The 23,514-nt window shown below is 41.9% G+C and carries 20 protein-coding genes (1 of these 20 cut by a window edge); 5 read left to right on the top strand and 15 right to left on the bottom strand.

Annotated elements, in window-relative coordinates; all coding sequences use genetic code 11:
* Window positions 1–1,095 carry the 3' portion of an amidohydrolase gene (locus VOI46_RS03740; RefSeq protein ID WP_004586878.1) on the top strand. It extends 219 nt beyond the left edge of the window, so the window shows 1,095 of its 1,314 coding nt (coding positions 220–1,314); its start codon lies off the left edge, out of view; it ends in the stop codon at window positions 1,093–1,095.
* Between the two features lie 22 nt (window positions 1,096–1,117).
* Here the strand turns inward: VOI46_RS03740 and VOI46_RS03735 are convergent, their stop codons facing one another.
* From VOI46_RS03735 to pomA, 4 genes are all read right to left on the bottom strand, one after another.
* Window positions 1,118–3,058 (bottom strand): DNA topoisomerase III, encoded by a 1,941-nt coding sequence (locus tag VOI46_RS03735; protein WP_004586877.1) that lies wholly within the window; start codon window positions 3,056–3,058, stop codon window positions 1,118–1,120.
* A 45-nt stretch (window positions 3,059–3,103) separates the two neighbouring features.
* Entirely contained in the window at window positions 3,104–3,610 is a 507-nt protein-coding gene (locus VOI46_RS03730) for a hypothetical protein (protein ID WP_004586876.1), read from the bottom strand.
* Between the two features lie 211 nt (window positions 3,611–3,821).
* Window positions 3,822–4,742, bottom strand: coding sequence for a flagellar motor protein MotB (locus VOI46_RS03725; protein WP_004586875.1), 921 nt, complete (start codon window positions 4,740–4,742; stop codon window positions 3,822–3,824).
* A gap of 2 nt (window positions 4,743–4,744) precedes the next feature.
* Window positions 4,745–5,512, bottom strand: coding sequence for a flagellar motor protein PomA (pomA, locus tag VOI46_RS03720; RefSeq protein WP_004586874.1), 768 nt, complete (start codon window positions 5,510–5,512; stop codon window positions 4,745–4,747).
* Between the two features lie 315 nt (window positions 5,513–5,827).
* Here pomA and VOI46_RS03715 point away from each other — a divergent pair, with 315 nt between their 5' ends.
* From VOI46_RS03715 to VOI46_RS03700, 4 genes are all read left to right on the top strand, one after another.
* Complete coding sequence (locus tag VOI46_RS03715) at window positions 5,828–6,070, top strand: exodeoxyribonuclease VII small subunit (protein ID WP_004586873.1); 243 nt, start codon at window positions 5,828–5,830, stop codon at window positions 6,068–6,070.
* Between the two features lie 2 nt (window positions 6,071–6,072).
* Window positions 6,073–6,960, top strand: coding sequence for a (2E,6E)-farnesyl diphosphate synthase (ispA, locus tag VOI46_RS03710; RefSeq protein ID WP_004586872.1), 888 nt, complete (start codon window positions 6,073–6,075; stop codon window positions 6,958–6,960).
* A gap of 102 nt (window positions 6,961–7,062) precedes the next feature.
* Window positions 7,063–8,925: a 1-deoxy-D-xylulose-5-phosphate synthase gene (dxs, locus tag VOI46_RS03705; protein ID WP_004586871.1), complete on the top strand. Its 1,863-nt coding sequence runs from the start codon at window positions 7,063–7,065 to the stop codon at window positions 8,923–8,925.
* Between the two features lie 192 nt (window positions 8,926–9,117).
* A complete protein-coding gene (locus tag VOI46_RS03700; RefSeq protein ID WP_004586870.1) occupies window positions 9,118–11,223 on the top strand; it encodes a hypothetical protein in 2,106 nt (701 codons plus the stop codon).
* 50 nt (window positions 11,224–11,273) lie between these two features.
* Here the strand turns inward: VOI46_RS03700 and VOI46_RS03695 are convergent, their stop codons facing one another.
* The 11 genes from VOI46_RS03695 to thrC form a co-directional block, all read right to left on the bottom strand.
* Window positions 11,274–14,360, bottom strand: a complete 3,087-nt coding sequence (locus VOI46_RS03695; RefSeq protein WP_004586869.1) for a ligand-binding sensor domain-containing diguanylate cyclase — start codon at window positions 14,358–14,360, stop codon at window positions 11,274–11,276.
* A 37-nt stretch (window positions 14,361–14,397) separates the two neighbouring features.
* Window positions 14,398–14,883 carry a phosphatidylglycerophosphatase A gene (locus VOI46_RS03690; protein WP_004586868.1) on the bottom strand — a complete coding sequence of 162 codons (486 nt, stop codon included), beginning with the start codon at window positions 14,881–14,883 and terminating at the stop codon, window positions 14,398–14,400.
* Window positions 14,880–15,854 carry a thiamine-phosphate kinase gene (gene thiL / locus VOI46_RS03685; protein WP_004586867.1) on the bottom strand — a complete coding sequence of 325 codons (975 nt, stop codon included), beginning with the start codon at window positions 15,852–15,854 and terminating at the stop codon, window positions 14,880–14,882. Before thiL ends, VOI46_RS03690 begins: the two co-directional genes overlap by 4 nt.
* A gap of 94 nt (window positions 15,855–15,948) precedes the next feature.
* Window positions 15,949–16,359 carry a transcription antitermination factor NusB gene (nusB, locus tag VOI46_RS03680; protein WP_004586866.1) on the bottom strand — a complete coding sequence of 137 codons (411 nt, stop codon included), beginning with the start codon at window positions 16,357–16,359 and terminating at the stop codon, window positions 15,949–15,951.
* Window positions 16,360–16,374: 15 nt separating this feature from the next.
* Complete coding sequence (gene ribE / locus VOI46_RS03675; RefSeq protein WP_004586865.1) at window positions 16,375–16,839, bottom strand: 6,7-dimethyl-8-ribityllumazine synthase; 465 nt, start codon at window positions 16,837–16,839, stop codon at window positions 16,375–16,377.
* A gap of 101 nt (window positions 16,840–16,940) precedes the next feature.
* On the bottom strand, window positions 16,941–18,053 hold the full coding sequence (ribBA, locus tag VOI46_RS03670; protein ID WP_004586864.1) for a bifunctional 3,4-dihydroxy-2-butanone-4-phosphate synthase/GTP cyclohydrolase II: 1,113 nt from the start codon (window positions 18,051–18,053) through the stop codon (window positions 16,941–16,943).
* Between the two features lie 29 nt (window positions 18,054–18,082).
* Window positions 18,083–18,736: a riboflavin synthase gene (locus VOI46_RS03665; RefSeq protein WP_004586863.1), complete on the bottom strand. Its 654-nt coding sequence runs from the start codon at window positions 18,734–18,736 to the stop codon at window positions 18,083–18,085.
* A gap of 16 nt (window positions 18,737–18,752) precedes the next feature.
* Window positions 18,753–19,886 (bottom strand): bifunctional diaminohydroxyphosphoribosylaminopyrimidine deaminase/5-amino-6-(5-phosphoribosylamino)uracil reductase RibD, encoded by a 1,134-nt coding sequence (ribD, locus tag VOI46_RS03660; RefSeq protein WP_004586862.1) that lies wholly within the window; start codon window positions 19,884–19,886, stop codon window positions 18,753–18,755.
* Window positions 19,887–19,888: 2 nt separating this feature from the next.
* On the bottom strand, window positions 19,889–20,338 hold the full coding sequence (gene nrdR / locus VOI46_RS03655; protein ID WP_004586861.1) for a transcriptional regulator NrdR: 450 nt from the start codon (window positions 20,336–20,338) through the stop codon (window positions 19,889–19,891).
* 365 nt (window positions 20,339–20,703) lie between these two features.
* The gene (gene glyA / locus VOI46_RS03650) at window positions 20,704–21,960 is read right to left on the bottom strand and encodes a serine hydroxymethyltransferase (protein WP_004586860.1); all 1,257 of its coding nucleotides are present in this window, start codon (window positions 21,958–21,960) and stop codon (window positions 20,704–20,706) included.
* A 270-nt stretch (window positions 21,961–22,230) separates the two neighbouring features.
* Complete coding sequence (gene thrC, locus VOI46_RS03645; RefSeq protein WP_004586859.1) at window positions 22,231–23,514, bottom strand: threonine synthase; 1,284 nt, start codon at window positions 23,512–23,514, stop codon at window positions 22,231–22,233.

Here is a 23,514-nt window from a genome sequence, read left to right as displayed (position 1 = left end):
GGCTACGGTGTGGTAGGGATTTATAAAAATGGCACCGGCCCTACAATAATGATTCGTACTGATACCGATGGCCTACCAATCACAGAGCAAACCGGTAAACCTTATGCATCTAAAGTACAAGTGACCAATGAGCATGGTAATAAAGTAGGTGTAATGCATGGCTGTGGCCACGATATACATATGAGCTCGTTTATTGGTACTGCTGAGCAACTTATTGCCCATAAAAATAAGTGGCAAGGAACGTTAATGATGGTTGCTCAACCTGCAGAAGAAGTTGGCGGTGGAGCAAAAGCCATGTTGAGTGAAGGCTTATTTAGTAAATATGCTAAGCCTGATCATGTTATTGCGCTGCATGTTAGTGCCAGCGTGCCTGCGGGTAAGGTATCAATGAAAAACGAATACACCATGGCAAGTGTTGATTCAGTAGATATAACTATAAAAGGTAAAGGCGGACACGGCGCCTACCCGCACACTACCGTAGACCCTGTAGTTATTGCGGCGCGTACGGTATTAGCATTACAAACAATCACAAGCCGCGAGCTTTCTCCACTTGAGCCTTCCGTAGTGACTGTGGGTTCTATTCATGGTGGCTCAAAGCATAATGTGATTTCAGATGAAGTAAAACTACAGCTTACGCTTAGAAGCTACAACCCAGAGGTACGTACGGCGCAAATAGCTGCAATAAAACGTATTACAGCGGGTATTGCTCAAAGTGCTGGCCTTACTGAGTCACACTACCCTGTTGTTCACGTTCATGAAGATGAATCTATTCCATCTACTTACAATAACCCTCAGCAAACTAATATTGTTAGGAGTGCTATTGCTGATGCAATTGGCGAAACTAATGTATTTGAGACAAAAGCGGTTATGGCTGGTGAAGATTTTGGACTGTACGGTAGAACTGATGAAAACATTCCTATTACGTTATTTTGGTTAGGTGGAGTAAACCAGCAGCAATATACAAATGCGATGAAAAGTAACCAAACACTTCCTTCATTACACTCAAGTAAATTTGCGCCAGATTATAAAGTAGCATTACCGACCGGTATAAAAGCCATGAGTAACGCTGCAGTCGCGTTATTTAATAAAAAATAAGCCGTATTTGAGAGCCCAGCGATTAAGTGGTTGCTGAGCTCTTTTTATAATTTGATTTTTTAAATGCTGCTTTTTTACCACCCTTAGCAAAGCGCTTTTTAGGTGCCGTTTTAGGTAGCTTTGAAAATACATGGCTATCACAACTAGCTGCTTGCTGTACAAAACCTTCAAGCTCCACCAGCAGTGGTTGTAAAAATTGTTGGTAGCTCATTGCTTGTTGAGCAATGTTGCCTAAACTCGCCTCCCATTTAGCGGTCAAATCGGGGCTAGCTAAGCCCTCTGGTAAAACACTAATAAGTGCCAAGCCTGTTTGTGTAGCTTTAATTGATTTACCTTCGCGCTTTAAAAAACGACGCCTAAATAATAATTCAATAATGCCTGCGCGGGTTGCCTCTGTACCTAACCCATCGGTCTCTTTGAGTATTTTTTTAATTTGTGAATCTTTTACATAACGACTAATGCCGGTCATGGCACTTAGCAATGTTGCATCAGTAAAATGAGACGGTGGCGTAGTGTGTTTTTCTACCACTTCACCTTTAGTGCAGTTAAGCGCCATGCCTTTTGTTAAATGAGGCAAGGTTGCTTCATCTTTTAGCTCGGCTTTGCCCATTAATACCTTAAATCCTAGGCTTACATCTTGCTTTGCATTGGCTTTAAATAAACCTCCCGCAATTGTTACCTCTACTTTAGTTTCGTTATAAATGTAATCGGGGTAAAACTGAATTAGGTAATGCCTGCTAATAAGTTGATATACTTTTACTTCATCAGCCGCCAAAGTCGCTGTTTTTAGTTGTTTGGCGGTAGGTACAATTGCATGGTGTGCAGCCACTTTTGCATCGTTGAAACATTTGCTGCGTTTTTTAGCGTCTGCCCCATTCACAAACTCAGTATTTTGACCGCCATTAGCTGCAATTGCTTTTAAAATTGCAGGCGCATCTACATGATGCTCTTTAGGCAAATAACGATTATCAGAACGAGGGTAAGTAATTAACTTATGACGCTCATAGAGCGTTTGGCAAATATCGAGTACTTGCTGAGCTGCCATACCAAATGCCTTTGCAGCATCTATTTGCAGTGCCGATAAATTATAAGGCAGCGGCGCGCTTTGTTTTTTTTGTTTTTGTTCAAGTGCTGTAACCTCGCCTGGTTGATTCGCTATTCGCGAGGCGACGTTTTCGGCTAATGCATTATTTAAAACGCGGCCCTCTTCATCTTGGTACGGCTCGCAGGCTTTGCTTGGTACCCACTTGGCCACAAAGCTTTGCTGCTCAGGAGTTATTAAATGCGCCAACACTTCATAAAATGGTTTTGACACAAAGTTAGCTATTTCGTTATCCCGGTTAACCACTAAACCTAAAATTGGGGTTTGTACGCGACCCACCGACAACACATTGCCAAAGCCTGCTTTTTGTCCCGCCAGCGTATAAGCACGCGTAAGGTTCATACCAAATAGCCAATCTGCACGTGAACGCGCAAGCGCCGACACACTAAGCGGAATAAATTCACGATTTGAACGCATAGTAGTAAGCGCTTTTTTTACCGCCGCTAAATTTAAATCACTTATAAGTAAACGCTGAATGCTTTGCTTTTTGGTTTTACTTATTTTGGCTTGCTCTATGACTTCATCAACCAACAATTGGCCTTCGCGATCGGGATCGCCCGCATGCACGAGTACTGATGCCTGCTTAATTAGCTTTTTTAAAATAGTTAATTGTTTACGCGTTTTCGTTTTTGCCTTGAGCTGCCATTGCTGTGGCACTATGGGAAGGTGTTCAAATTGCCACTTTTTAAAACGCGCATCATAATCATCAGGTTCAGCTTGCTCTAGTAAGTGCCCTATACACCACGAGACACAGTCACCATTAGCCACTTCTATATAACCATCGTGTTTTTTATGTGGTTTTGGCAATGCATCAGCAATAGCTCTGCCAAGTGATGGCTTTTCTGCGATATAGAGTTTCATGGGAGTTGCTCATTAACTGTTTATATGAACAGTAGTTTAGCACAGCTATTTAGAAGGTGGAGCGCTTTCTATTTTTGAGGGGGTATTACTTTTTTTAGCGAAAAGCATAATTAAAGGTATATAACACACTATGACGGTGCCAATGTTGATAAAGGGCATTAACGTTTTGTAAATAATGGTGCTGTACGCTAAATCCCAAAGGTGACGGTCAACTAATCTGAATAATTGTAATATAGGTGCGCCAATAACCACTAACTGACCAATAACGCATTGCCATAAATAAACTTTATCTTTTATTCCCCAATAAGCTATTAACGCCATCCATATAATATCGGTAGCCGCCCATACTAAATAACGATAGATATAAATATCGTCAAACTCTCTCAAGCTAGAGGCTGTTATCCCCCCAAAGAAGAAAAAAGCGACGGTCAGTAATGCAAACCTAAAGGCTAAGTAATCTTTAAATATAAAAAATATAAAAAGAGCCGGGCTTAGCATAAAGACCCAGCTTTTACTTAAAATACTAACGAAATACAAAAACCAATCAGGCAAAATGTTTTACCTTATTTTTCTTTTGTATCGTCGTCGGTACCATCACCATTACCTGGCATATCACAATATTTAATTATAACTTTCACAGCGCATCCATTACATATGTTAAGGAAATGTACTTTAAGCTAAAATAATGAGCTTGCCAAGATACTTAGGTGATTAAGTACCTTAAAAAGAAACTTGATTAGAAAAATTAGCGCCCGCTACTCGCCTAGCGCACATCAATAGGGTCTGACTCTTTAGCCTTACCTTGTAAGATTGATATTTCTACTCGGCGATTTCTACGCCTATCTTCGTTTGAATCATTCGGCACAAGTGGACGAGTATCAGCACGCCCTACTACCATCATGCGGTTTTTATCAAACCCTTGTACCGTTTGTAATTCGCTTGCGACTGCTACAGCACGCTTTGACGATAAGTCCCAGTTATTAATATATAACTCGTTAGAAACCTGAAAATCATCGGTGTGACCCGATACCGTAATTTCACCAGGTACATCCTTTAATAACTCACCAATATCTTGAATTATGGGCTTAAATTTAGGTTGTAAAAAAGCACTGCCAGAGGGAAATGAGCCATTTTCACGGATACGAATAATGATTTGCTGTCCTAAAGATTCAAGTTCGATTGCACCATCTATTATTTGCTTTTCGAGCTGTTGCGCTATTTTTTTCACTAACTCGTTAGTTTGTTCTTGATCGGCGGCTGAAGTTGCTTGCTCTGAAGATTGCTGCTGCGATGTACTACGTGACTCGCCACCACGTTTATCGCCACGTTGCTCTTGTCTACCACCAGCAGAGCTTTCATCACCCGCTTGAAACTCTAACATTTGCTGGGTCATTTCAACGGTTTGTTGCTGAATGGTTTCTATCGGGGTAGGTTCAGGCTTACCTGGGGTAAATTCCATAGCAATAACCGAGGTCCCTTTAGGGATATCTTTTACTTCTATTTTGTTTTGCACACCAAATGCAAACTTCATCGAGCCTGCTATTTGCTTAAATTTAAGTACATCCATTTCTGAAAACGCGAGCAAAAGTACAAAAAAGCACATTAAAAGCGACATTAAGTCGGCAAATGTTCCCATCCAAGCAGGCAGACCTGGTGGTGGGCATTTGCACTCTTGATCAGACATGGTTACTCCTCGGTATCTACTTTGCGCTTAGACTCAGCAAGGTAGTTTTTCAATATACCTTCAATTACTTTCGGGTTTTGGCCATCTTGAATACCTAAAATAGCATCCAGTATTAGACGCTGATTCATGGCTTCTTCGTCTTTGCGAAGCTCCAGTTTTACCTGAATAGGAATAGCCACTACATTTGCTAAAAATGCACCATATAAAGTAGTTAATAATGCCACCGCCATTGCGGGGCCAATGGCTTTAGGGTCATCCATGTTAGATAACATAGCAACTAAGCCTATTAACGTACCTATCATACCCATTGCTGGGGCTATATCGGCAAGTGACTTAAATAAACCGGCGCCCAGTTCGTGACGGGTCGTGGTTAAAGAAATGTCTTTTTGAAGCGTGGCACGAACTACATCAGCATCGTGGCCATCAACGAGCATATCTACACCTTTGCGCATAAAAGGGTTTGGTATTTCGGCTTCTTCGAGGGCTAAAAACCCCCCTTTACGGGCAGAATCAGCAAGTTCAACTGCTTTTTCAATCAGCTCTTCTGGCGATTCGATTTTAAACATAAATGCTTTACCAACAACCTTACCTATGCCCAAAAACTGCGACAAGGTAAAGTTTGATAACACAATAAATAGTGAGCCACCAAATACAATTACACTAGAAGGCGCATCGGCAAACATCCCCATTTCACCGCTACTACTCATAAACATGGACATGACAATTAAACCAATTGCGCCAAGGATCCCAATTATGGTTGCTAAATCCACATTTCCTCCAAAGTATTATACTTTGTTATTCAAACTTTTATTATTAACTGCTTATCGGCAAGATACTGAAATACTTAAGCCATTTTTGAAAAAAGTGTAAAACACTGTGTTTGGCCTAATTTTAGATCAAGATACCCTACTCGCCTAGCGACTGATTAATTTTATTGTACACAGTGAGCACTAATACGCATCTTATACATGGTAAAAATACGATTTAAACTGATATAACTCAAAAAACAACGATCATCCTTTGACCTAGTTTAGCATTCCCCCTAAAATTGGCTCCTAAATTTATCATGCTGGCTGAAATTAAACATGGCGACTAAAAAACCTGAAAACCTAAGTTTTGAACAAGCACTCGAAGAATTATCAACCATTGTCGGTGAAATGGAACAAGGTGATTTATCGCTTGAGCAGTCGTTAAAGCAATTTGAGCGTGGTATAGCCTTAGCTAACGCCTCAACGGGTAAGTTACAACAAGCAGAACAAAAAGTGTCTATTTTAATGGGTAATGACGAAAAAGCAGCGCTTACTTCATTTAACAACGATATGGAATAACCGTGAGCATACAAGAAAAAATAGAATGTGCTCAACAAGATGTCGTAAAGACCCTGCAACAGTACTTTGATCAACCCCTTGATACTGCACACACAGTAAAAGAAGCCACCCAGTACGGCTTATTTAACGGTGGCAAGCGTTTACGCCCCTTTTTAGTCTACGCAAGTGGTGAAATGCTCGGAGCTAATAAGCAAGATTTAGATATTCTTGCTGCTGCTATTGAGTGTATTCATAGCTACTCGTTGGTGCACGATGATTTACCAGCCATGGATGATGACGACCTTCGCCGTGGACGCCCAACTTGCCATATAGAGTTTGACGATGCGCATGCAATTTTAGCGGGCGATGCACTACAAACATTAGCCTTTGAGCTTATCTCGGCTCACAATTTTACCTGCAGCGCGTCAACACAAGTAAAAATGATCAGCGCACTGGCTAAAGCATCGGGGCTTGAAGGCATGGTCGGCGGGCAAGGGCTAGATATTGCAGCCACAGATAAAGTGATTACAATACAACAGCTTGAACGAATTCATAGATTAAAAACGGGTGCCTTAATCAACTGTGCCATTACATTGGGTGCATTATGTAGCGAAAAAGCAGACAAACAAACCTTAGAAAACTTACGTGTTTTTGGGTATGCTATAGGGCTGGCATTTCAAGTGCACGACGACATTTTAGATGTTGAAGGTGACACATTTACTTTAGGTAAGCCACAAGGCTCTGATTTAGCTGCTAATAAAGCAACTTATCCGGCCCTATTAGGTATGCAAGGCGCCAAGCAAATGGCGCAAAATTTAATAGAGCAAGCGCATCAAGCATTAAACAAAATAGATGCTGATACCTCTACTCTAGCGGCGCTGGCAAACTACCTGATTAAACGTGACCATTGAGTGTTACATATACGTATTGCCATTTAGCACTGACATTATTACTCAACAGCGGTAACAACTAATAAGTTAGCACCGATGTTAGCGAAGGATAAAATAAATACCATGACACTTGATAGTAGCAAGTATCCATTACTTAACTTGGTTGACGAACCAGCCCACTTACGCGATATAGCGCAAGATAAACTCCCTGCGTTTAGCAACGAGTTACGAGACTATTTACTCAACTCTGTTTCGCAAAGTAGCGGCCATTTAGCGTCTGGTTTAGGAACTGTTGAACTTACCGTTGCTCTACATTATGTGTATAACACACCAGAAGATCGCCTTGTATGGGATGTAGGCCATCAAGCGTACCCGCATAAAATTTTAACGGGACGACGCGATTTAATGCATACAATTCGCCAAAAAGACGGATTACATCCATTCCCTTTTCGTGAAGAAAGCCAATACGATACCTTTAGCGTAGGCCATTCAAGTACCTCTATTTCGGCAGCACTTGGGATGTCTATTGCGGCTCAAAAAGAAGGTAAAGGCCGCAAAACTGTTGCCGTTATAGGCGATGGCGCCATTACAGCAGGTATGGCATTTGAAGCCATGAACCACTTAGGCGATGTAAAATCTGACATGTTAATCATTTTAAATGATAACGAAATGTCGATTTCTGAAAACGTCGGTGCGTTAACTAATCACTTTGCGCGTATTTTATCTGGCAGCTTTTACACAAATATTCGCGAAGGCAGTAAAAAGTTACTCTCTGGCGTACCTCCTGTTAAAGAGCTTGCCAGTAAAGTAGAAGAGCACCTAAAAGGAATGGTTATTCCAGGTACCTTCTTTGAAGAACTAGGTCTTAATTACATTGGCCCAATTGATGGCCACGATGTAAATATGCTCGTAGATACACTGCGTAATATGCGTAATTTAAAAGGGCCTCAGCTTTTACATATAAAAACCCAAAAAGGAAAAGGCTATAAACCCGCAGAAGCTGATCCTATTGGCTATCACGGTGTGCCAAAGTTTGACCCTAATACATCAAGCTTACCTAAATCTAAACCTGGCGCCGCCACTTTCTCTAAGGTGTTTGGTGATTGGTTGTGTGATATGGCCGAGCAAGATAAAAAATTAATGGCTATTACGCCGGCAATGCGTGAAGGCTCAGGTATGGTGCGTTTTTCAAAAGAGCACCCAGAGCAGTATTTCGATGTAGCCATAGCAGAGCAGCACGCTGTCACATTGGCCGCCGGTTTTGCCTGTGAAGGGTTAAAACCCGTTGTAGCTATTTACTCGAGCTTTTTACAACGTGCGTATGATCAACTTATCCATGATGTTGCACTGCAAAACTTACCTGTGCTTTTTGCTATAGACCGCGCTGGTATTGTAGGCGCCGACGGCGAAACACACCAAGGTGCGTACGACTTAAGCTTTATGCGCTGTATTCCAAACATGGTTATTATGGCCCCAAGTGATACTAACGAGTGCCGACATATGCTTTATACCGGTTATAAGGCTAATTGCCCTGTAGCAGTTCGCTACCCTCGTGGTAGTGCCGGTACTGCCGATATTCAAAGCGAAATGACGCTACTAGAAATAGGCAAAGCCAATACCATTAAACCAGGCGCTAAAATTGCTATTTTATCCTTTGGTACTTTGCTTGAAAACGCGCAACTTGCTGCAAGTGAGCTAGGTGCAACGCTAGTTAATATGCGCTTTATTAAGCCACTTGATACAAGTTTATTAGATGAGCTTAGCCAAACTCATGATGTAATAGTAACGCTTGAAGACAACGCTATTTGTGGTGGCGCAGGCTCAGCGGTTAATGAATATTTAGCAGCGCAAAAAGCCAACCTAAAAGTGCTTAACTTAGGTATTCCTGATGAATTTATTAAGCACGGCACACAAGCGCAAATGCACGATGAAATGGGCTTAGGCGAACAAGGCATTTTAAATTCAATAAAATCGTTTATCGCTTAATTATTTTTGCTAGCTAGTTTTTAAAGGGAGCCTGATGGCTCCTTTTTTGTTTTTTATTTTTAAATATTTGCATCCAATGTGTATTTCTACGCGTTATCCCTATGAGGTTAACACAGTAAATAGTACGTACTGAGGAGTATAAGCAGGCACGTTATTTACTTTCATTTGATGGAATATTAAAAGGTAAAAATGATGAAAAAAGCTAATTTAACTCACCTTCATACACAAAGCAGTTCACTTAAACGCCCCCTTTGTTTTTCAGCATTAGCGCTTGGGATAGTACTTGGTATTTCAGGGTGCAGCGGTGATGGAGAAAACGGTTTAGCCGGTACGTCGGGAGCAGATGGTCAAGATGGAAACGATGGCACAAACGGTAACCCCGGCTTTAGTGCAGCCACGTTTATTTTAGCTAATAACGGCGAGCAAAACGCAGGCACTGTTGATTTAATAAACCAGAACGCTGCCAAATTAAAAACCTTTAATACCACTGCAAATGAAGGCGTAGCCTTTGATAGCCTCGGTAATTTAATACAAGCAAGCGACAGCGAAAATGGTAGCGTTAAAACTATATGCCAACTTGCCAATCGTGATGATGGTGCAAGCTTTAGCACTAATCAAGACCGTGAAATTACAGGCCCTGCCACTACACTGGTTAATCCTAAGGGCATAGCGATTGCAAAAAATAGCGGGCTGATATTTATAGCTGATTTTGGTGCCATGCAAATTACCACATTTGGCAGTGCTGCAGCGGGAGATGCCGCGCCGCTTGCTACCACTGTTACCGAAGCCGCCCCGTGGGATGTTGATTATGACCACGTAAACGACCGACTTTATGTAGCACTTACCAACGGTGATGTCGCGGTTTATGATAATTTTGTAAGCGGTGAATTTACCGCTATGCCAAGTCGTACTATTACACCAAGCGATGCCGATGGTGTGCAAATATCGGTAAATATTCACGGCATTGTTTATGATGAAACCACCAATAAACTTATTTTATCGGATGTTGGTAGCGCATCAGATGCTACCGATGGCGCGCTTTTTGTTATTAATAATGCTTCTACTGCGCAAGGTAATACATCTGTTGCACGCAGTATTTCAGGCCCTGCGACTATGCTAGGCAACCCTGTAGATATTACCCTTGAGGGTAGCGATTTACGTGTGGCCGAAAAATCAAACGATGCAATTTTAGTGTTTAGTAATATATTTGCCGGTGAAAGTGGCGATATAGCGCCCGATTTAAGTACTGCGTCTACTAAGCCAGAGTCAATTACTAACACGCTAACTCAAAGCTCAATGGCTGATATATCAGATAGTACTGAGCCTAATATGGCGCTATTAGGCGTAGCCGTATCCAGTAATCCAAGCACTGCGGGTGATACAGGCCAAATTAGCCGTTTAAATACAGCATTAAGTAGCGAACTTGCAAGCTATAATGCAAGCCAAACGATAGAAAGCGTTAGCTTTGATAAAGCAGGTAATAGCTACGCAACATTCGATAATGCCAGTACAGGAATGGGCGGAATCGTCATCTCTACTAAAGTGGCTTATAACCGTGATGGCGAAACATTTAACGCCAGCCAAGATAGACTGATTTCAGGAAGCAATACAGGCCTTATTTCACCTAAAGGATTAGATATTGCCTCCGATAGTGGAATGATTTTTGTGGCTGAAAATAATGAAACCACGCCGAGCATTGCTATATTTTCAAGCTGTGCCACCGGCGATGTATTACCTCTTATGACCTTAACTTTTGCCAATAATGCACGCCCGTGGGATGTTGATTACGACAGTAACACTGACCGCGCTTTTGTTGCGCTAACTAATGGCACTGTAGCGGTATTTGATCAAGTTAAAAATAAGCTACTAAGTGGCGAGACCACAATAAGTACAGAAGATAGATTAATTACACCTGCCAATAATTCACAAGCACTGGCAGGGCCTACCAATATTCATGGAATAGATTACGACTCATTAAGTGGTGCGTTAATACTTTCTGATGTAGGCAGCGCAGCCGTTGCTGACGATGGCAAAATTTATGTATTAAATAATACCGCAAATGCCTCGGGGCTAGTCAATATAAGCGCGACGATTAGCGGGCCCAATACATTATTAGGAAACCCTGTTGATATTATGTATAGCGGAACCGATTTATATGTTGCCGAAAAGTCTAACAACGTAGTTATGCGCTTTAATAATATTTTAAGTACCGCAGGGGGAGATATAAGTGCCGATGCAAGTATGGCATTTAGTGCTCCTGAGTCAGTGGCTATTTTACCAGCGTGGCTAAACCAGTAATTAAATAGCGTTACCCTCACCATGCCTAGCCTACTTTTGTAGGTTGGGCATTATCGCATCCACACTTTAATATCTGCTAAGCCATTACTTTGTAAAATACCCAGCTGCTGATCTACATTCGAATTTTGCTCAAACTCAAACGCATCCAACTGTTTATCAAACGTAATATTTGCCACACCGTCACCACCGCGTTTTTTAACCTGATGAAGCGCTATATCGGCTAAGTTTATCGACGTTTCCCAGCTTATTACTTGCCCACCTAAAAGTGGCAGTGGGTAAAAAGACCACCCCAATGAAGCCGTAATATTGGTTGTTTTACCGTTTGGTAATTGAAACGAATTTAATGCGATTGCTTGGCATAAATCAGAGGCATAGCTGTCAATCATGTTGCACTTAAAATCGCGCAGCAATAATAAAAACTCATCCCCACTCCAGCGTGCTACATAGTCAGAGCCTTGGGTACGCGAATTAAGTAACGCTGCCATTTGTTGTAAGCAGCTATCTCCTGCTATTGGGCCATACGCATCGTTTATACGGCTAAAGTTATCAAAGTTGATAATAAGCAGTACAAGTGACTTACCTTGCGCTTGTAAAGACTGTGCATTACGTTGGAAGTGCTCAATATCTTTAGGGAGCTGATCAAACAAAAAGCGACGGCTACGTAGCCCTGTAAGCTCATCTGAGTGACTAACTAGTTTAAGCTGTGAGTTTACTTGGCCTAATTTATCGTTAGCTTGGCGCAGCTCTAATGTACGCTCTGTAACCAGCGCTTCGAGTACTTCTTGCTTACGGCGCTCTTGCGCTCTAAATACCCAAAAAATAAAGTAAAACAGTAAAATAAACCCACTAACAATTAGCAATCTAAAGTAAATAGTTTCGTCAAAGCGCTGCGGTACTACAAATGCATACTCGACAGTTTGCGCTCTGTCCCAATCTTCGCCTTGGCGTTTTGCCTCAAGCTCAAATAAAAATGACCCCGCCGGTAAATTTGTATAAATGGCTTCTCGGCGTGCATTAGCATAGCGCCAATCACTATCTAACCCACTTAACTTATATCTAAACTCAATACTATTTGGCGCATAATAATCGATGGCGGTGTACTTTAATGTTATGTCGCGCTCATCAGTATCTAGTAAAGGCTTTTCGCCCAATGCTGCGGTAGTTAACGCGCGCAGTGGTGTGGTCAGTGTTTCTACTTTAGGCTTTAATACATTTAGGCCAAATAGCTCGGTATTTTTAGGTATTTCTACAATGCCTTGTAAGCTTGGGTACCAAATTGAATAATCGGTCATGGCAACGGCATCGTGTCCTAAACCGTTACAACACTGGCTTGCTTTACCATCGAGCTGCCTATCAAAAGAAGAAATAACCTCTTCCACTTTTAAGCTCGACACCTCTGATTTAAATTGCGCTACTGGCATACGGTAAACACCTTTCATGGTACTTACCCATACACGCTTATAAGTTTCGTCATACTCTAGGCTAAAAATAGAGCCATAGGGTAAGCCGTTGGCTGCATCTAACTGTCGCCAATGCCCTTGCAAACTTCTGTAAAATAAGCCGTCATTAAGCGAGCCAATTAAAATACCTACACCATCTATGTATAATACGCTGGTTATGTATGCACTTTCGAGCGAAGTTTGGTCACCTATTTTTTCAATGCCACGGTCAGTAAAGTAATACGCCCCTTTACTGGTCCCTATTACACCAAAGTTTGCTTTATCGAGCACATACGTTATAAATTTACTGCCTAAAAAGGCATTGTATGCAAAGGGTGTTAACCCGCCATAACTTAGCCTATACAAGCCACGCCCTGTACCTATCCAAAAACCACCTTTGCTTGATGGGCTAATAGCAAATACAGGGTTGTCGCGCAGGGCTCTGCCAGGAAAACTGTATAGTTTATCTTGCTCGAAAAAAAACAGCCCTCGTCCGGTCGCTATATATAAACGCGAGCCATCAAACTGTAAGTCGTGTACTGTTGCGCGGCCAAATTGCGCACTGGGTATTTTATTGACAAAGTTTTTATTTAAATCGAAATACCCAATACCACTTTTATTTGCTACCCATAAATTACCATCGGGCGCTTGGCTGATTGCCATAACGGCCTCAGTCATTTGCGATAAAGCAGAGTGGCGTTCTATACGCCCTTCGTGTGCAAGCCATAAGCCTTCGCTAAAACTTGCAAGCCAAATATTATTTTGGCTATCGCGGTAAATATCGGCAAACCAAATACTTTGATCTAGCTGACTTGGCTCAACCCATTGCCACTCACCCGACTTAGCTCTAAAAAGCAGTCGTCCATACGTAGAAACCCATAATCCACCATTGGTGTCGCTCATAAATTTATACACAGCTGAGTTATTCGCATTCGGAAGCGGGAAAGGTCTTAGCTCATCGTCTAAATCTAAAAAGTAGGCACCCAGTTCAGAGGCTAAATATAAATTACCATTTAAAAAAGACAGATCATGAACAATGGTTTGTGCTAACCGCTCAGGCAACGACACCTTAGCTGTTAACTCCAACCTGAGTTTTGAAAAATCAGAGGCGCTTTTAGTTAAGCGTAGTAAATGACGGTCGTTGACAAGCCAAATCCCCTCTGGAGAAAGCGCCATTTGACTAACCGACCCCACTATTTGGGTGATCACAGTAGCATTTACAATAGGAACGAGTTCGTTCGCTTTATCACGTAAATCAACTTGGTTGCGGTCTACATAATAAAGCCCATTAGCTGCAATCCAAATGCTGCCCTTGGCATCTTCTAATATGTCTCTAACTGGGCCTTTAATATTAAATTCTTGTGCGGCAAGCGTTTGCGGGTTTATGACCACCAAGCCACTTTTAGTGCCCACCCACAGATAGCCATTACTATCTATGAGCAGTTTATTAATACCATTGCTTGGCAAAAAAGGACTATTTTGTGTGTTGTAATTAGTGAAAGTTGTGCCGTCAAAGCGACTAAGGCCAAATTGCGTTCCGACCCACATATAGCCTTGCTGATCTTGCACAACACTTTTTAGCGATTGCGAGGGCAAGCCATCTTTGATATTCCATTGCTTAACAACGTAATCAGTAATAGAAGCCCAACTTGGCATGGCACACAACATAAGTACACATACCAATAAAAATCGCATCATTTCGCTGCCACCTAGTTAAACAAATAAAACACAAAAATTAAAAGGGTAGTAAACCTGCTTTTATTAACGCATGCAAACAAATAAGCGAAAAAATACCGGCAAGTACATCATCAGCCATTATACCCACGCCGCCGTCCATTCGCTTATCGAGCGTTTTGATCGGGCCAGGTTTGGCAATATCAAAAAATCTAAATAATAAAAAGCCTACAAGTAAGGTTTGCCAACTAAGCGCTGCGCCAATCATCGTAATGTAATAACCCGCAACTTCATCCCACACTATGGCTGGATGGTCGTGCACACCTAAATCATCGGCGGTTTTGCCACACGCCCAAATACCAAAAATACTAATAACCACGGCAAACACGATTTGTAGCCAAAGCGGAAAATACATGGTCATAAAAATAAATGGTAAAGCAGCAAATGTACCAAAGGTGCCTGGCGCAACAGGCGCAAGGCCAGTACCAAACCCTAGGCCAAATAACTGGTGCGGGCGCTTTAAATTAAACTGTTTTTTGCTAGTCAAACCTGCTCCTTGGCAAAGTGCTCAAAGCCCTGTTGCTCAAAATTAAATTTTTCACCGTGGTGTAAAAGCTCAATGTGCCCTTCGCCACTTTTTATTTGTCCTATGCACGTTGCTTCTACGCCGTATTGACGTAATTTAAGCTCCAACATGCTTTTATTATCTTCAGAGACAGTAAAAAGTAATTCGTAGTCATCGCCATAGCCTAAAATATACGGCAATTGCGCCTCAAAGTTCAGGCTTGAACGCATAGCGTCTGAGGTTGGGATGTTTTCAATATTGATACTGGCGCTGACTTGTGACATATCAAGTATGTGGGTTAAATCTGCCATAAGGCCATCAGACACATCAATAGCTGATGAAGCAAGGCCACGTAATACTTGCCCTGCAGCCACCCGTGGAGTGGGGTAATCAAAGCGGCTATTTATGTACTTTAAGTGCTCAGGCTCAATACTTAGGCCACGCTTTCGAGATTCAATAGCCAAGCCGGCATCACCTAGCGTGCCGGTTACACATACCCAGTCGCCCACTTTAGCACCTGCACGGCGTAAAGCTTTGCCTTCTGGCACAGTGCCTTTAGCGCATATAGTAACTGTTAAAGGGCCCTGCGTAGTATCGCCACCAATTATTTGTACATTAAAGTACTCAGCAATTTCGTGCATTCCCTCAGTAAATTCTTCAATCCACTGCTGGTTAATATTTGGTAGGGTTAATGCCACCGACACCCAAGTAGGCTCAGCCCCCATGGCTGCTAAATCACTAAGATTTACGGCCAGTGCTCGGTGTCCTAATGCTCGGGGAGAAATGTCATCAAAAAAATGAACACCCGATACAAGCGTATCAGTTGTTACTGCAAGTTGGCAGTTTTGCGGAACGGTAACTAATGCACAGTCGTCCCCTATTCCTAGGCTTACATCACGACGAGTTATACCACGACCTTTAAAGTAGCGGTTTATTAATTCAAATTCCTTCATACACAAAAAAGCCGACCTATGCCGGCTCTCCTTTTTAACGTGTACTAACTGTTAAAGCTAAGCTCTTTAGCAGAGTGCTTTAGCAAGGTTAGTATTACTTGCGTAAATGCTTAACAGCTTTATCAAGTACACCGTTTACAAATTTATGGCTGTCTTCAGCGCCAAATATTTTAGCAAGCTCAATGCCTTCATTGATTGCTACTTTGTATGGCACATCTTCACGGAATTTAAGCTCATACGCGCTTAAACGTAAAATTGCACGCTCTACCATATCTAAATCATCAAATGGACGTGTTAAATGCGGAGATACAGCTTCATCTAGTTGCTTATAGTTAACGGCAACGCCACGCGCTAAATCTTTAAAGTATTCAACATCAATTTTAGTCACGTCGTTTTCGATCAACATTTGTTGTTCGATATCGGCAATTAAATTGCCACTTAATTGCCAAGAATAAACGGCTTGAAGTGCTAAGATACGTGCTTTACGTCTTGCTGCTGGTTTCACAAAAATTCCTTAAACTTAAATTTTATCTAACACATTAACCATTTCAAGCGCGCCTAATGCCGCTTCGCCGCCTTTGTTACCCATTTTGGTACCAGCGCGTTCAATTGCTTGTTCAATGCTTTCTGTGGTTAATACGCCAAATGCAACCGGGATATCATACTCAAGCGATACATTTGCAAGGCCTTTGTTAGATTCGCCAGCAACGAGGTCAAAGTGTGGTGTACCACCTCTGATCACTACGCCTAATGCGATGATTGCATCATACTCTTTTTTTGCCGCAATGCGTTTTGCCGCTAAAGGTAACTCTACTGCACCGGGTACATACACAACGGTAATGTCATCATCGGCTACGCCACCAGTACGCTTTAGCTCATCAACAGCACCTTCAAGTAGGCTGCTACCAATAAAATCGTTAAAACGAGAAATAACAATAGCGAATTTTTTGCCTGGAGCGTACTTATTACCTTCAATAATTTTCATTTGATAACCCTAAAAATATGTTCAAGCGGTTGCGATTGCGCAAAAATTGCTGCGCATCATACCATAAAAATAAAAAAATAGACTAGTTAAAAGCTGAGCCCTTATTGTGGCTCAACGTAATCAACCACTTCTAAATGAAAGCCCGAAAGTGCATGGTACTTTTTAGGGCGACTCATTAAGCGCATTTGCTTAATACCTAAATCAGCCAGTATTTGCGAGCCCACACCAACGGTACGCGATGTACCTTTAAACTTACGCGGCGTAACATTTTCGCCAGCATCGGCAGCAGCAAATGCTTTTACTGTGGCCTCTAGCTCTTCGGTGCTTTCTTGTTTACCTAAAATAACCAGTGCACCGTTATTTTTTGCAATGTAAGCCATCGCATCAGAAAGCCCCCAACTACGGTCCGCACTTCTGTCTGAAAGCAAAATGTCGTTAAAGGTACTTTGTAAGTGCACGCGCACAAGCGTTGGTTCTTGCTCTTTAATTTCGCCTTTTAGCAATACGTAGTGCAGTTGGCCGTCAATCGTATCTTTGTAGGTTACTAAATCAAACTCACCGTGCTCAGTGGGTAATTTACACTTAGCCACTTGCTCTATGGTGGTTTCGTTAAGGTTTCGGTACTCAATTAAATCTGCAATTGTGCCAATTTTAATACCGTGCTCTTTAGCAAATATTTCTAAATCTGGGCGGCGCGCCATAGTGCCATCAGCATTGAGAATTTCTACAATAACTGATGAGGCTTCAAGGCCGGCTAAACGTGCCAAATCACACCCAGCTTCGGTGTGGCCTGCGCGCGTTAACACGCCACCTGGTTGTGCCATAATAGGAAAAATATGCCCAGGCTGTACGATATCGCTTGGTACGGCGCCTTTTGCAATTGCCGCTTGAACTGTACGCGCTCTATCGGCTGCTGATATACCCGTTGTTACACCTTTAGATGCTTCAATCGACATAGTAAAGTTAGTAGAAAACGCTGCGCCATTGTTTTTAACCATTAACGGTAAATCAAGCTGCTCACAACGCTCTTGCGTCATAGTTAAACAAATTAAGCCACGGCCATGAGTAGCCATAAAGTTAATTGCTTCGGCGCTAATGTGCTCTGCTGCAATGATTAAATCACCTTCGTTTTCTCTGTCTTCGTCATCCATTAAAATAACCATTTTACCGGCTTTAATGTCGTCGATGATTTCTTGTGCGCTGTGTAAATTCATAAATTTGCTCGTGTAAGTTATCAGTGTCGTTATTTAACAAAACCAGCTTTAGCTAGTAAGCTCATTGAAATATCTGAGCCTGTCGGCTGCTCAGCCCCTTTAATAAGGCGCTCTAAATAACGTGCAATTTGGTCGACTTCTAAATTAACGCGTGTGCCCACTTTAAAATCAGCAATGGTGGTTTGCTCGCTTGTGTGCGGCACTATGGTTAATTTAAATTTATTACCTTGTACAGCGTTTACTGTCAGGCTTATACCATCTATACATACAGACCCTTTGTAAGGAATGTACTTCATTAAATTTTCATCGGTGCTTAGCCAATATTCTGTGGCGCGCGCATTACTAGTAATAGCTGTAATGGTTGCAATGCCATCAACATGACCTGACACTAAATGCCCGCCTAAACGTGAAACCGGCTGCATGGCTTTTTCAAGGTTAACTGTTTGGCCAATATTATAATTTGCAAACCCAGTTAAGCTGATAGTTTCGTTTGATAAGTCGGCACTAAAGCCATCAATGTGCTTATCAACTACCGTTAAACATACGCCATTAGTGGCAATGCTATCGCCAAGCTTTACATCGCTCATATCAAGATTAGCGCTTTGAATACGAATGGCTAAATCGCCTTGTTTTTTTTGTAATAGCGCAATTTTGCCTGTGGCTTCAATTATTCCAGTAAACATAGCCCTACTCTTTTAATTAAGTGATTGGAATGTGTTTTGTGGCGGTTATACGTAAATCATCGCCTATTTTCACACACTCTTTAAACGTCAAATTAACGGTGTTTTGCATATCTGTTAGCGGAGCAAAATTAACTAAACTTTTTGCATCGCACCCCATTAGTTTAGGCGCTAGATAAAATATATATTCGTCTATTAAATTAAGCTCTGTCATTTTACCGGCAAGTGTAGCACCCGCTTCTAAATAAACATGATTAAATTGCAGCTTAGCAAGGTGCGCTAAAACAGACGTTAAATTAACTTTGTTATTTTGCTGTGGCACTTCTATATGCCTTACAAAATGCGGCCACTGCGTTGATTTATCAACCTTGGTAGTAAAAATTATTATTTCACTTTCAATATTAAATACTGCCAGCTCTGGTGTAAGCCTATTTTGTGAGTCAATTATAACACGCACCGGTTGGCGTAGGGGTAATTCAGTAGGCAAAGCCTGTGGCAACTCGCTTAACCTCACATTGAGCTTAGCATCATCGGTAATAACCGTATCGGCGCCCGTTAAAATAGCGCAGCTTTGTGCTCGGTGTAATTGTACATCTTGTCGCGCAGCGCTTCCGGTGATCCACTTACTTTGGCCATTTTTTAGCGCGGTTTTACCATCAATGCTGGCCGCCATTTTACACGTAACATACGGAAGTCCCTGCTCCATACGCTTAAAAAAACCTAAATTAAGTGCGCGCGCTTGCTGCTCTAAAAGCCCAAATGCAACCTCAATACCGGCATCGCTGAGTATTTTAAGCCCTTTACCTGCTACTTGTGGGTTGGTGTCGACCATAGCTGCAATAACTTTTACTACACCTGCGGCTTTTAAACCCTCTGCACACGGCGGAGTGCGTCCGTAATGGCTACACGGTTCAAGCGTAACATACGCAGTCGCACCTTTTGCGTTTTCACCTGCTACAGCAAGGGCATTAACCTCAGCATGCCCCTGCCCAGCTAATTGATGAAACCCTTCACCAATTATGTGGTTATCTTTAACTAAAACACACCCTACATTAGGATTGGGGGTGGTTGTAAATCGCCCTTTTTTTGCAAGCTCGATGGCACGTGCCATGTACATTTCATCTTGCGCAGTAAAGGTTATTTGGTTTTGCATTATTACTCCCCTAAACGGGCAATTTCTTCACCAAATTCGCGTATATCTTCAAACGAGCGATACACAGAGGCAAACCGCACATAGGCTACTTTATCCAGTTTTTTAAGCGCCTCCATTATGCACTCACCCACAAGGTGACTTGATATTTCTCTCTCGCCGGTAGCACGCAACTGCGATTTAATAATATTAACCACTTCATCCACTTGCTCTGTACTAACAGGGCGTTTTTCTAGGGCGCGATTAAGGCCATTGAGTAGTTTATCTTCATTAAAGGGTTCTCGGCTGCCATCTTGTTTAATTACACGTGGCATAACTAACTCGGCGCCTTCAAAGGTAGTAAATCGCTCGTGACACTCGTTACATTCACGACGACGGCGAACTTGGTGGCCTCCGCCGACTAGGCGAGAATCAATAACTTTAGTATCTTTTGCGGTACAAAATGGGCAATGCATAACTCGGTACTTCCGTTTTAAAACAAAAAAGGCCGCTATTTAGCGGCCTTTTATCTTAGCAAAAAAATAGGGCCTGTTGGCCTTTCAGGATTAAATTTGTTCTATCTAGGGGTGATTTGATCGCGGCGCGAGGTTTGTAACCTAGTGGGCTAAGTAAAAACCGAGCAACAAAGAGTAAATCGCCCCTAGGACGAACCCGAGGGCAGTGCATGTTTGGCATTTATGCTGCGTTATCGCCTATTTGTGTGGAGTAACCACACTACATAGACTCTGCCTTGCCTAAAAACCAAACATACTACTGCAAATTAAACCTCGAAAGGTAAACAGGCCCCTTGTTGTGATCTAAATTACTGCTGCTTATGCAATTAAGCGTATACAGGTAGTTTTGCACAAATTGCTTTAACTTTTTCTTTAACTTGCGCTTGTACTGACTCATCGTTGATGTTGTCTAATACGTCACAAATCCAGCCAGCAAGTTCTTTCGATTCAGCTTCTTTAAAGCCACGACGCGTAATTGCAGGTGAACCAATACGTAAACCAGAAGTAACAAACGGTGAGCGAGGATCGTTTGGTACAGAGTTTTTGTTCACAGTAATATTTGCATTACCAAGCGCTGCGTCTGCATCTTTACCTGTGATATCTTTATCGATTAAATCAAGTAAGAATAAGTGGTTTTCTGTTTTATCAGATACGATTTTGTAACCGCGCTCTTGCATAACAGCAACCATAGCTTGAGCATTTTTAACTACTTGTGCTTGGTATGTTTTAAATTCTGGTTGTAGAGCTTCTTTAAATGCCACTGCTTTTGCAGCAATAATGTGACATAAAGGACCACCCTGGCCACCTGGGAACACAGCGCTGTTAAGCTTTTTGTAAATTGCTTCGTCGCCACAAGCAGAAATAATTAAACCACCACGAGGGCCTGCTAATGTTTTGTGTGTTGTTGTTGTTACAACATGCGCGTGAGGTACTGGGCTTGGGTAAACACCCGCTGCAATTAAACCAGCAACGTGAGCCATATCAACAAATAAGTAAGCACCTACTTTATCAGCAATCTCACGGAATTTAGCCCAATCAACAATACCTGAGTACGCAGAAAAACCACCAATAATCATTTTTGGTTTGTGCTCAAGTGCTAGCGTTTCTACCTGTGCGTAGTCAATTTCACCAGTTGCTTCGTCTAGCCCGTACTGGATTGCATTGTATAGCTTACCTGAGAAGCTTACGTGTGAACCGTGCGTTAAGTGACCACCATGAGCTAAGCTCATACCAAGTACAGTGTCGCCCGCTTCTAATAATGCTAAGAAAACAGCTGCATTTGCTTGAGAACCCGCATGTGGCTGAACGTTTGCATAGTCAGAACCAAATAGCTCGTTAGCACGATCAATTGCAAGTTGTTCAACAACGTCTACGTGCTCACAACCGCCATAGTAACGTTTGCCCGGGTAACCTTCTGCGTATTTGTTTGTAAGCTGTGAACCCTGTGCTTCTAGTACGCGTGGGCTACAGTAGTTTTCTGATGCGATTAATTCAATGTGCTCTTCTTGGCGAGCAGTTTCTTTGTTTATCGCGTCAAATAACTCTGGATCAAAATCCGAAATATTCATGCTACGTTCTAACATTGGGGTCTCCTAGGGCAACGTGTATGGTGTTTTTTAGAGGCTTTATTGTACGCTTTAAACGACTCTTTGCCTACGCTCTTAAGTTGAGGATATTTAAACAGGGATTGAATCTATTTCACAGCGTTTTTAAGATGATATTTTTTTATAAATGCATTAATAATTTAAATGATTTTTATTTTTTACATTTAATTAGTTAATGATAAATACTTTATTTAGCGCGTTCAAAATACAAAAAAAGCGGCCAAAGCCGCTTTTTTAACGCTAAGTTAGTTAGCCTAACTTAGCGAGTATTTCAGTGCGTAACGCTTCATAATCAGGGTTAATGTCGCTTGCTAAACAAGGTTTAGCAAGTGCGTCGCTAAGTGGTTTTGGCATATCAAGTTCAATATTTAGAATCTCTTCTACGCTATCTTTAAACTTAGCAGGGTGAGCAGTTGCTAAAAAGATACCTGCTGCGCCGGGTGCTTTATTCTCTACAAGACCTTGGTATGCAATGGCGGTATGCGGCTCTGCAACATAACCAGTTTGTTGAATATTTTTCATCACTGCTTGCGTATTTTCTTCGCTCACGCTGGTTGAGTAAAAATTATCGTAGCTAAACCAGTTATTATCTAACATTGTTTGCACACGTGGCCAGTTATTTGGCTTGCTTACATCCATCGCATTTGAAAGCGACTCAAGTGTGGCATTTGGCGCCCAATTTTTATCAAGCATGTAACGTGGCACGGTGTCGTTTTGATTTGTAGTCGCGCTTAGTTTACCCACCGGCAAACCAATTACAGCACCAATCATGGCGGCACATACATTACCAAAGTTACCACTAGGGACTGAAATATGCGCTGTAGCACGCTTTTCTTTTGGTAGCTGAGCAATGGCTTCAAAGTAATAACATACTTGTGCCACTAGGCGGCTAATGTTGATTGAGTTAGCTGAATTTAGGCCAAGTGTAGATTTAACTTCGTCATCTAAAAACGACTTTTTAACCAGCTCTTGGCAATCATCAAAACTGCCATCAACCGCGTAACAATGAATGTTGTTCCCAAGCGTAGTAAATAGCTTTTGCTGAGCAAGCGAAATTTTGCCTTTAGGGTATAGAATAACCACATCTATGTTTGGCTTGTTGTAAAACGCATGTGCAACAGCAGCGCCAGTATCGCCAGAGGTTGCCGTTAAAATCGTGACTTTTTCGCCTTGATTAAACTGTGCTAAACACTCAGCCATAAAGCGCCCGCCAAAGTCTTTAAACGCAAGCGTAGGGCCATGAAAAAGCTCTAAACAATAGTTATTGTCTTCAACCTCTACCAATTTTACGGGGAAGTTAAATGCATTTTTAACCATTTGAGCAACGGTATCAGCGGGTAATTCATCACCAATAAGGTGTGATAAAATTTTGCTACTGCGGGTAACAAAGTCCATATCTAATAACGCATCTACATCGGCGAGTGGCGCTAAGCTTTCAGGGAAAAATACCCCCTGATTACGCCCAAGCCCTGTTTTTACCGCTTCAACAAACGACACTTTTTGAGAGTTTTCTTTTAAATTATGTAATTGCAT

This window comes from Pseudoalteromonas sp. CuT4-3 (genome assembly GCF_035666335.1).
GTDB lineage: Bacteria > Pseudomonadota > Gammaproteobacteria > Enterobacterales > Alteromonadaceae > Pseudoalteromonas > Pseudoalteromonas atlantica.
Note: the sequence above shows the minus strand (reverse complement) of the source record. Positions and strands in the feature narration are given on the sequence as shown.

Coding starts and splice junctions, on each gene's coding strand:
- ribBA (WP_004586864.1), bottom strand. CDS start 18,053: ATGAATTTACACAGCGCACAAGAAATCATCGACGACATTAAAGCCGGT.
- thrC (WP_004586859.1), bottom strand. CDS start 23,514: ATGCAATTACATAATTTAAAAGAAAACTCTCAAAAAGTGTCGTTTGTT.
- VOI46_RS03700 (WP_004586870.1), top strand. CDS start 9,118: ATGAAAAAAGCTAATTTAACTCACCTTCATACACAAAGCAGTTCACTT.
- ribE (WP_004586865.1), bottom strand. CDS start 16,839: ATGAAAATTATTGAAGGTAATAAGTACGCTCCAGGCAAAAAATTCGCT.
- VOI46_RS03715 (WP_004586873.1), top strand. CDS start 5,828: ATGGCGACTAAAAAACCTGAAAACCTAAGTTTTGAACAAGCACTCGAA.
- VOI46_RS03735 (WP_004586877.1), bottom strand. CDS start 3,058: ATGAAACTCTATATCGCAGAAAAGCCATCACTTGGCAGAGCTATTGCT.
- VOI46_RS03725 (WP_004586875.1), bottom strand. CDS start 4,742: ATGTCTGATCAAGAGTGCAAATGCCCACCACCAGGTCTGCCTGCTTGG.
- dxs (WP_004586871.1), top strand. CDS start 7,063: ATGACACTTGATAGTAGCAAGTATCCATTACTTAACTTGGTTGACGAA.
- ribD (WP_004586862.1), bottom strand. CDS start 19,886: ATGCAAAACCAAATAACCTTTACTGCGCAAGATGAAATGTACATGGCA.
- nrdR (WP_004586861.1), bottom strand. CDS start 20,338: ATGCATTGCCCATTTTGTACCGCAAAAGATACTAAAGTTATTGATTCT.
- VOI46_RS03665 (WP_004586863.1), bottom strand. CDS start 18,736: ATGTTTACTGGAATAATTGAAGCCACAGGCAAAATTGCGCTATTACAA.
- glyA (WP_004586860.1), bottom strand. CDS start 21,960: ATGTTAGAACGTAGCATGAATATTTCGGATTTTGATCCAGAGTTATTT.
- VOI46_RS03695 (WP_004586869.1), bottom strand. CDS start 14,360: ATGATGCGATTTTTATTGGTATGTGTACTTATGTTGTGTGCCATGCCA.
- thiL (WP_004586867.1), bottom strand. CDS start 15,854: ATGAAGGAATTTGAATTAATAAACCGCTACTTTAAAGGTCGTGGTATA.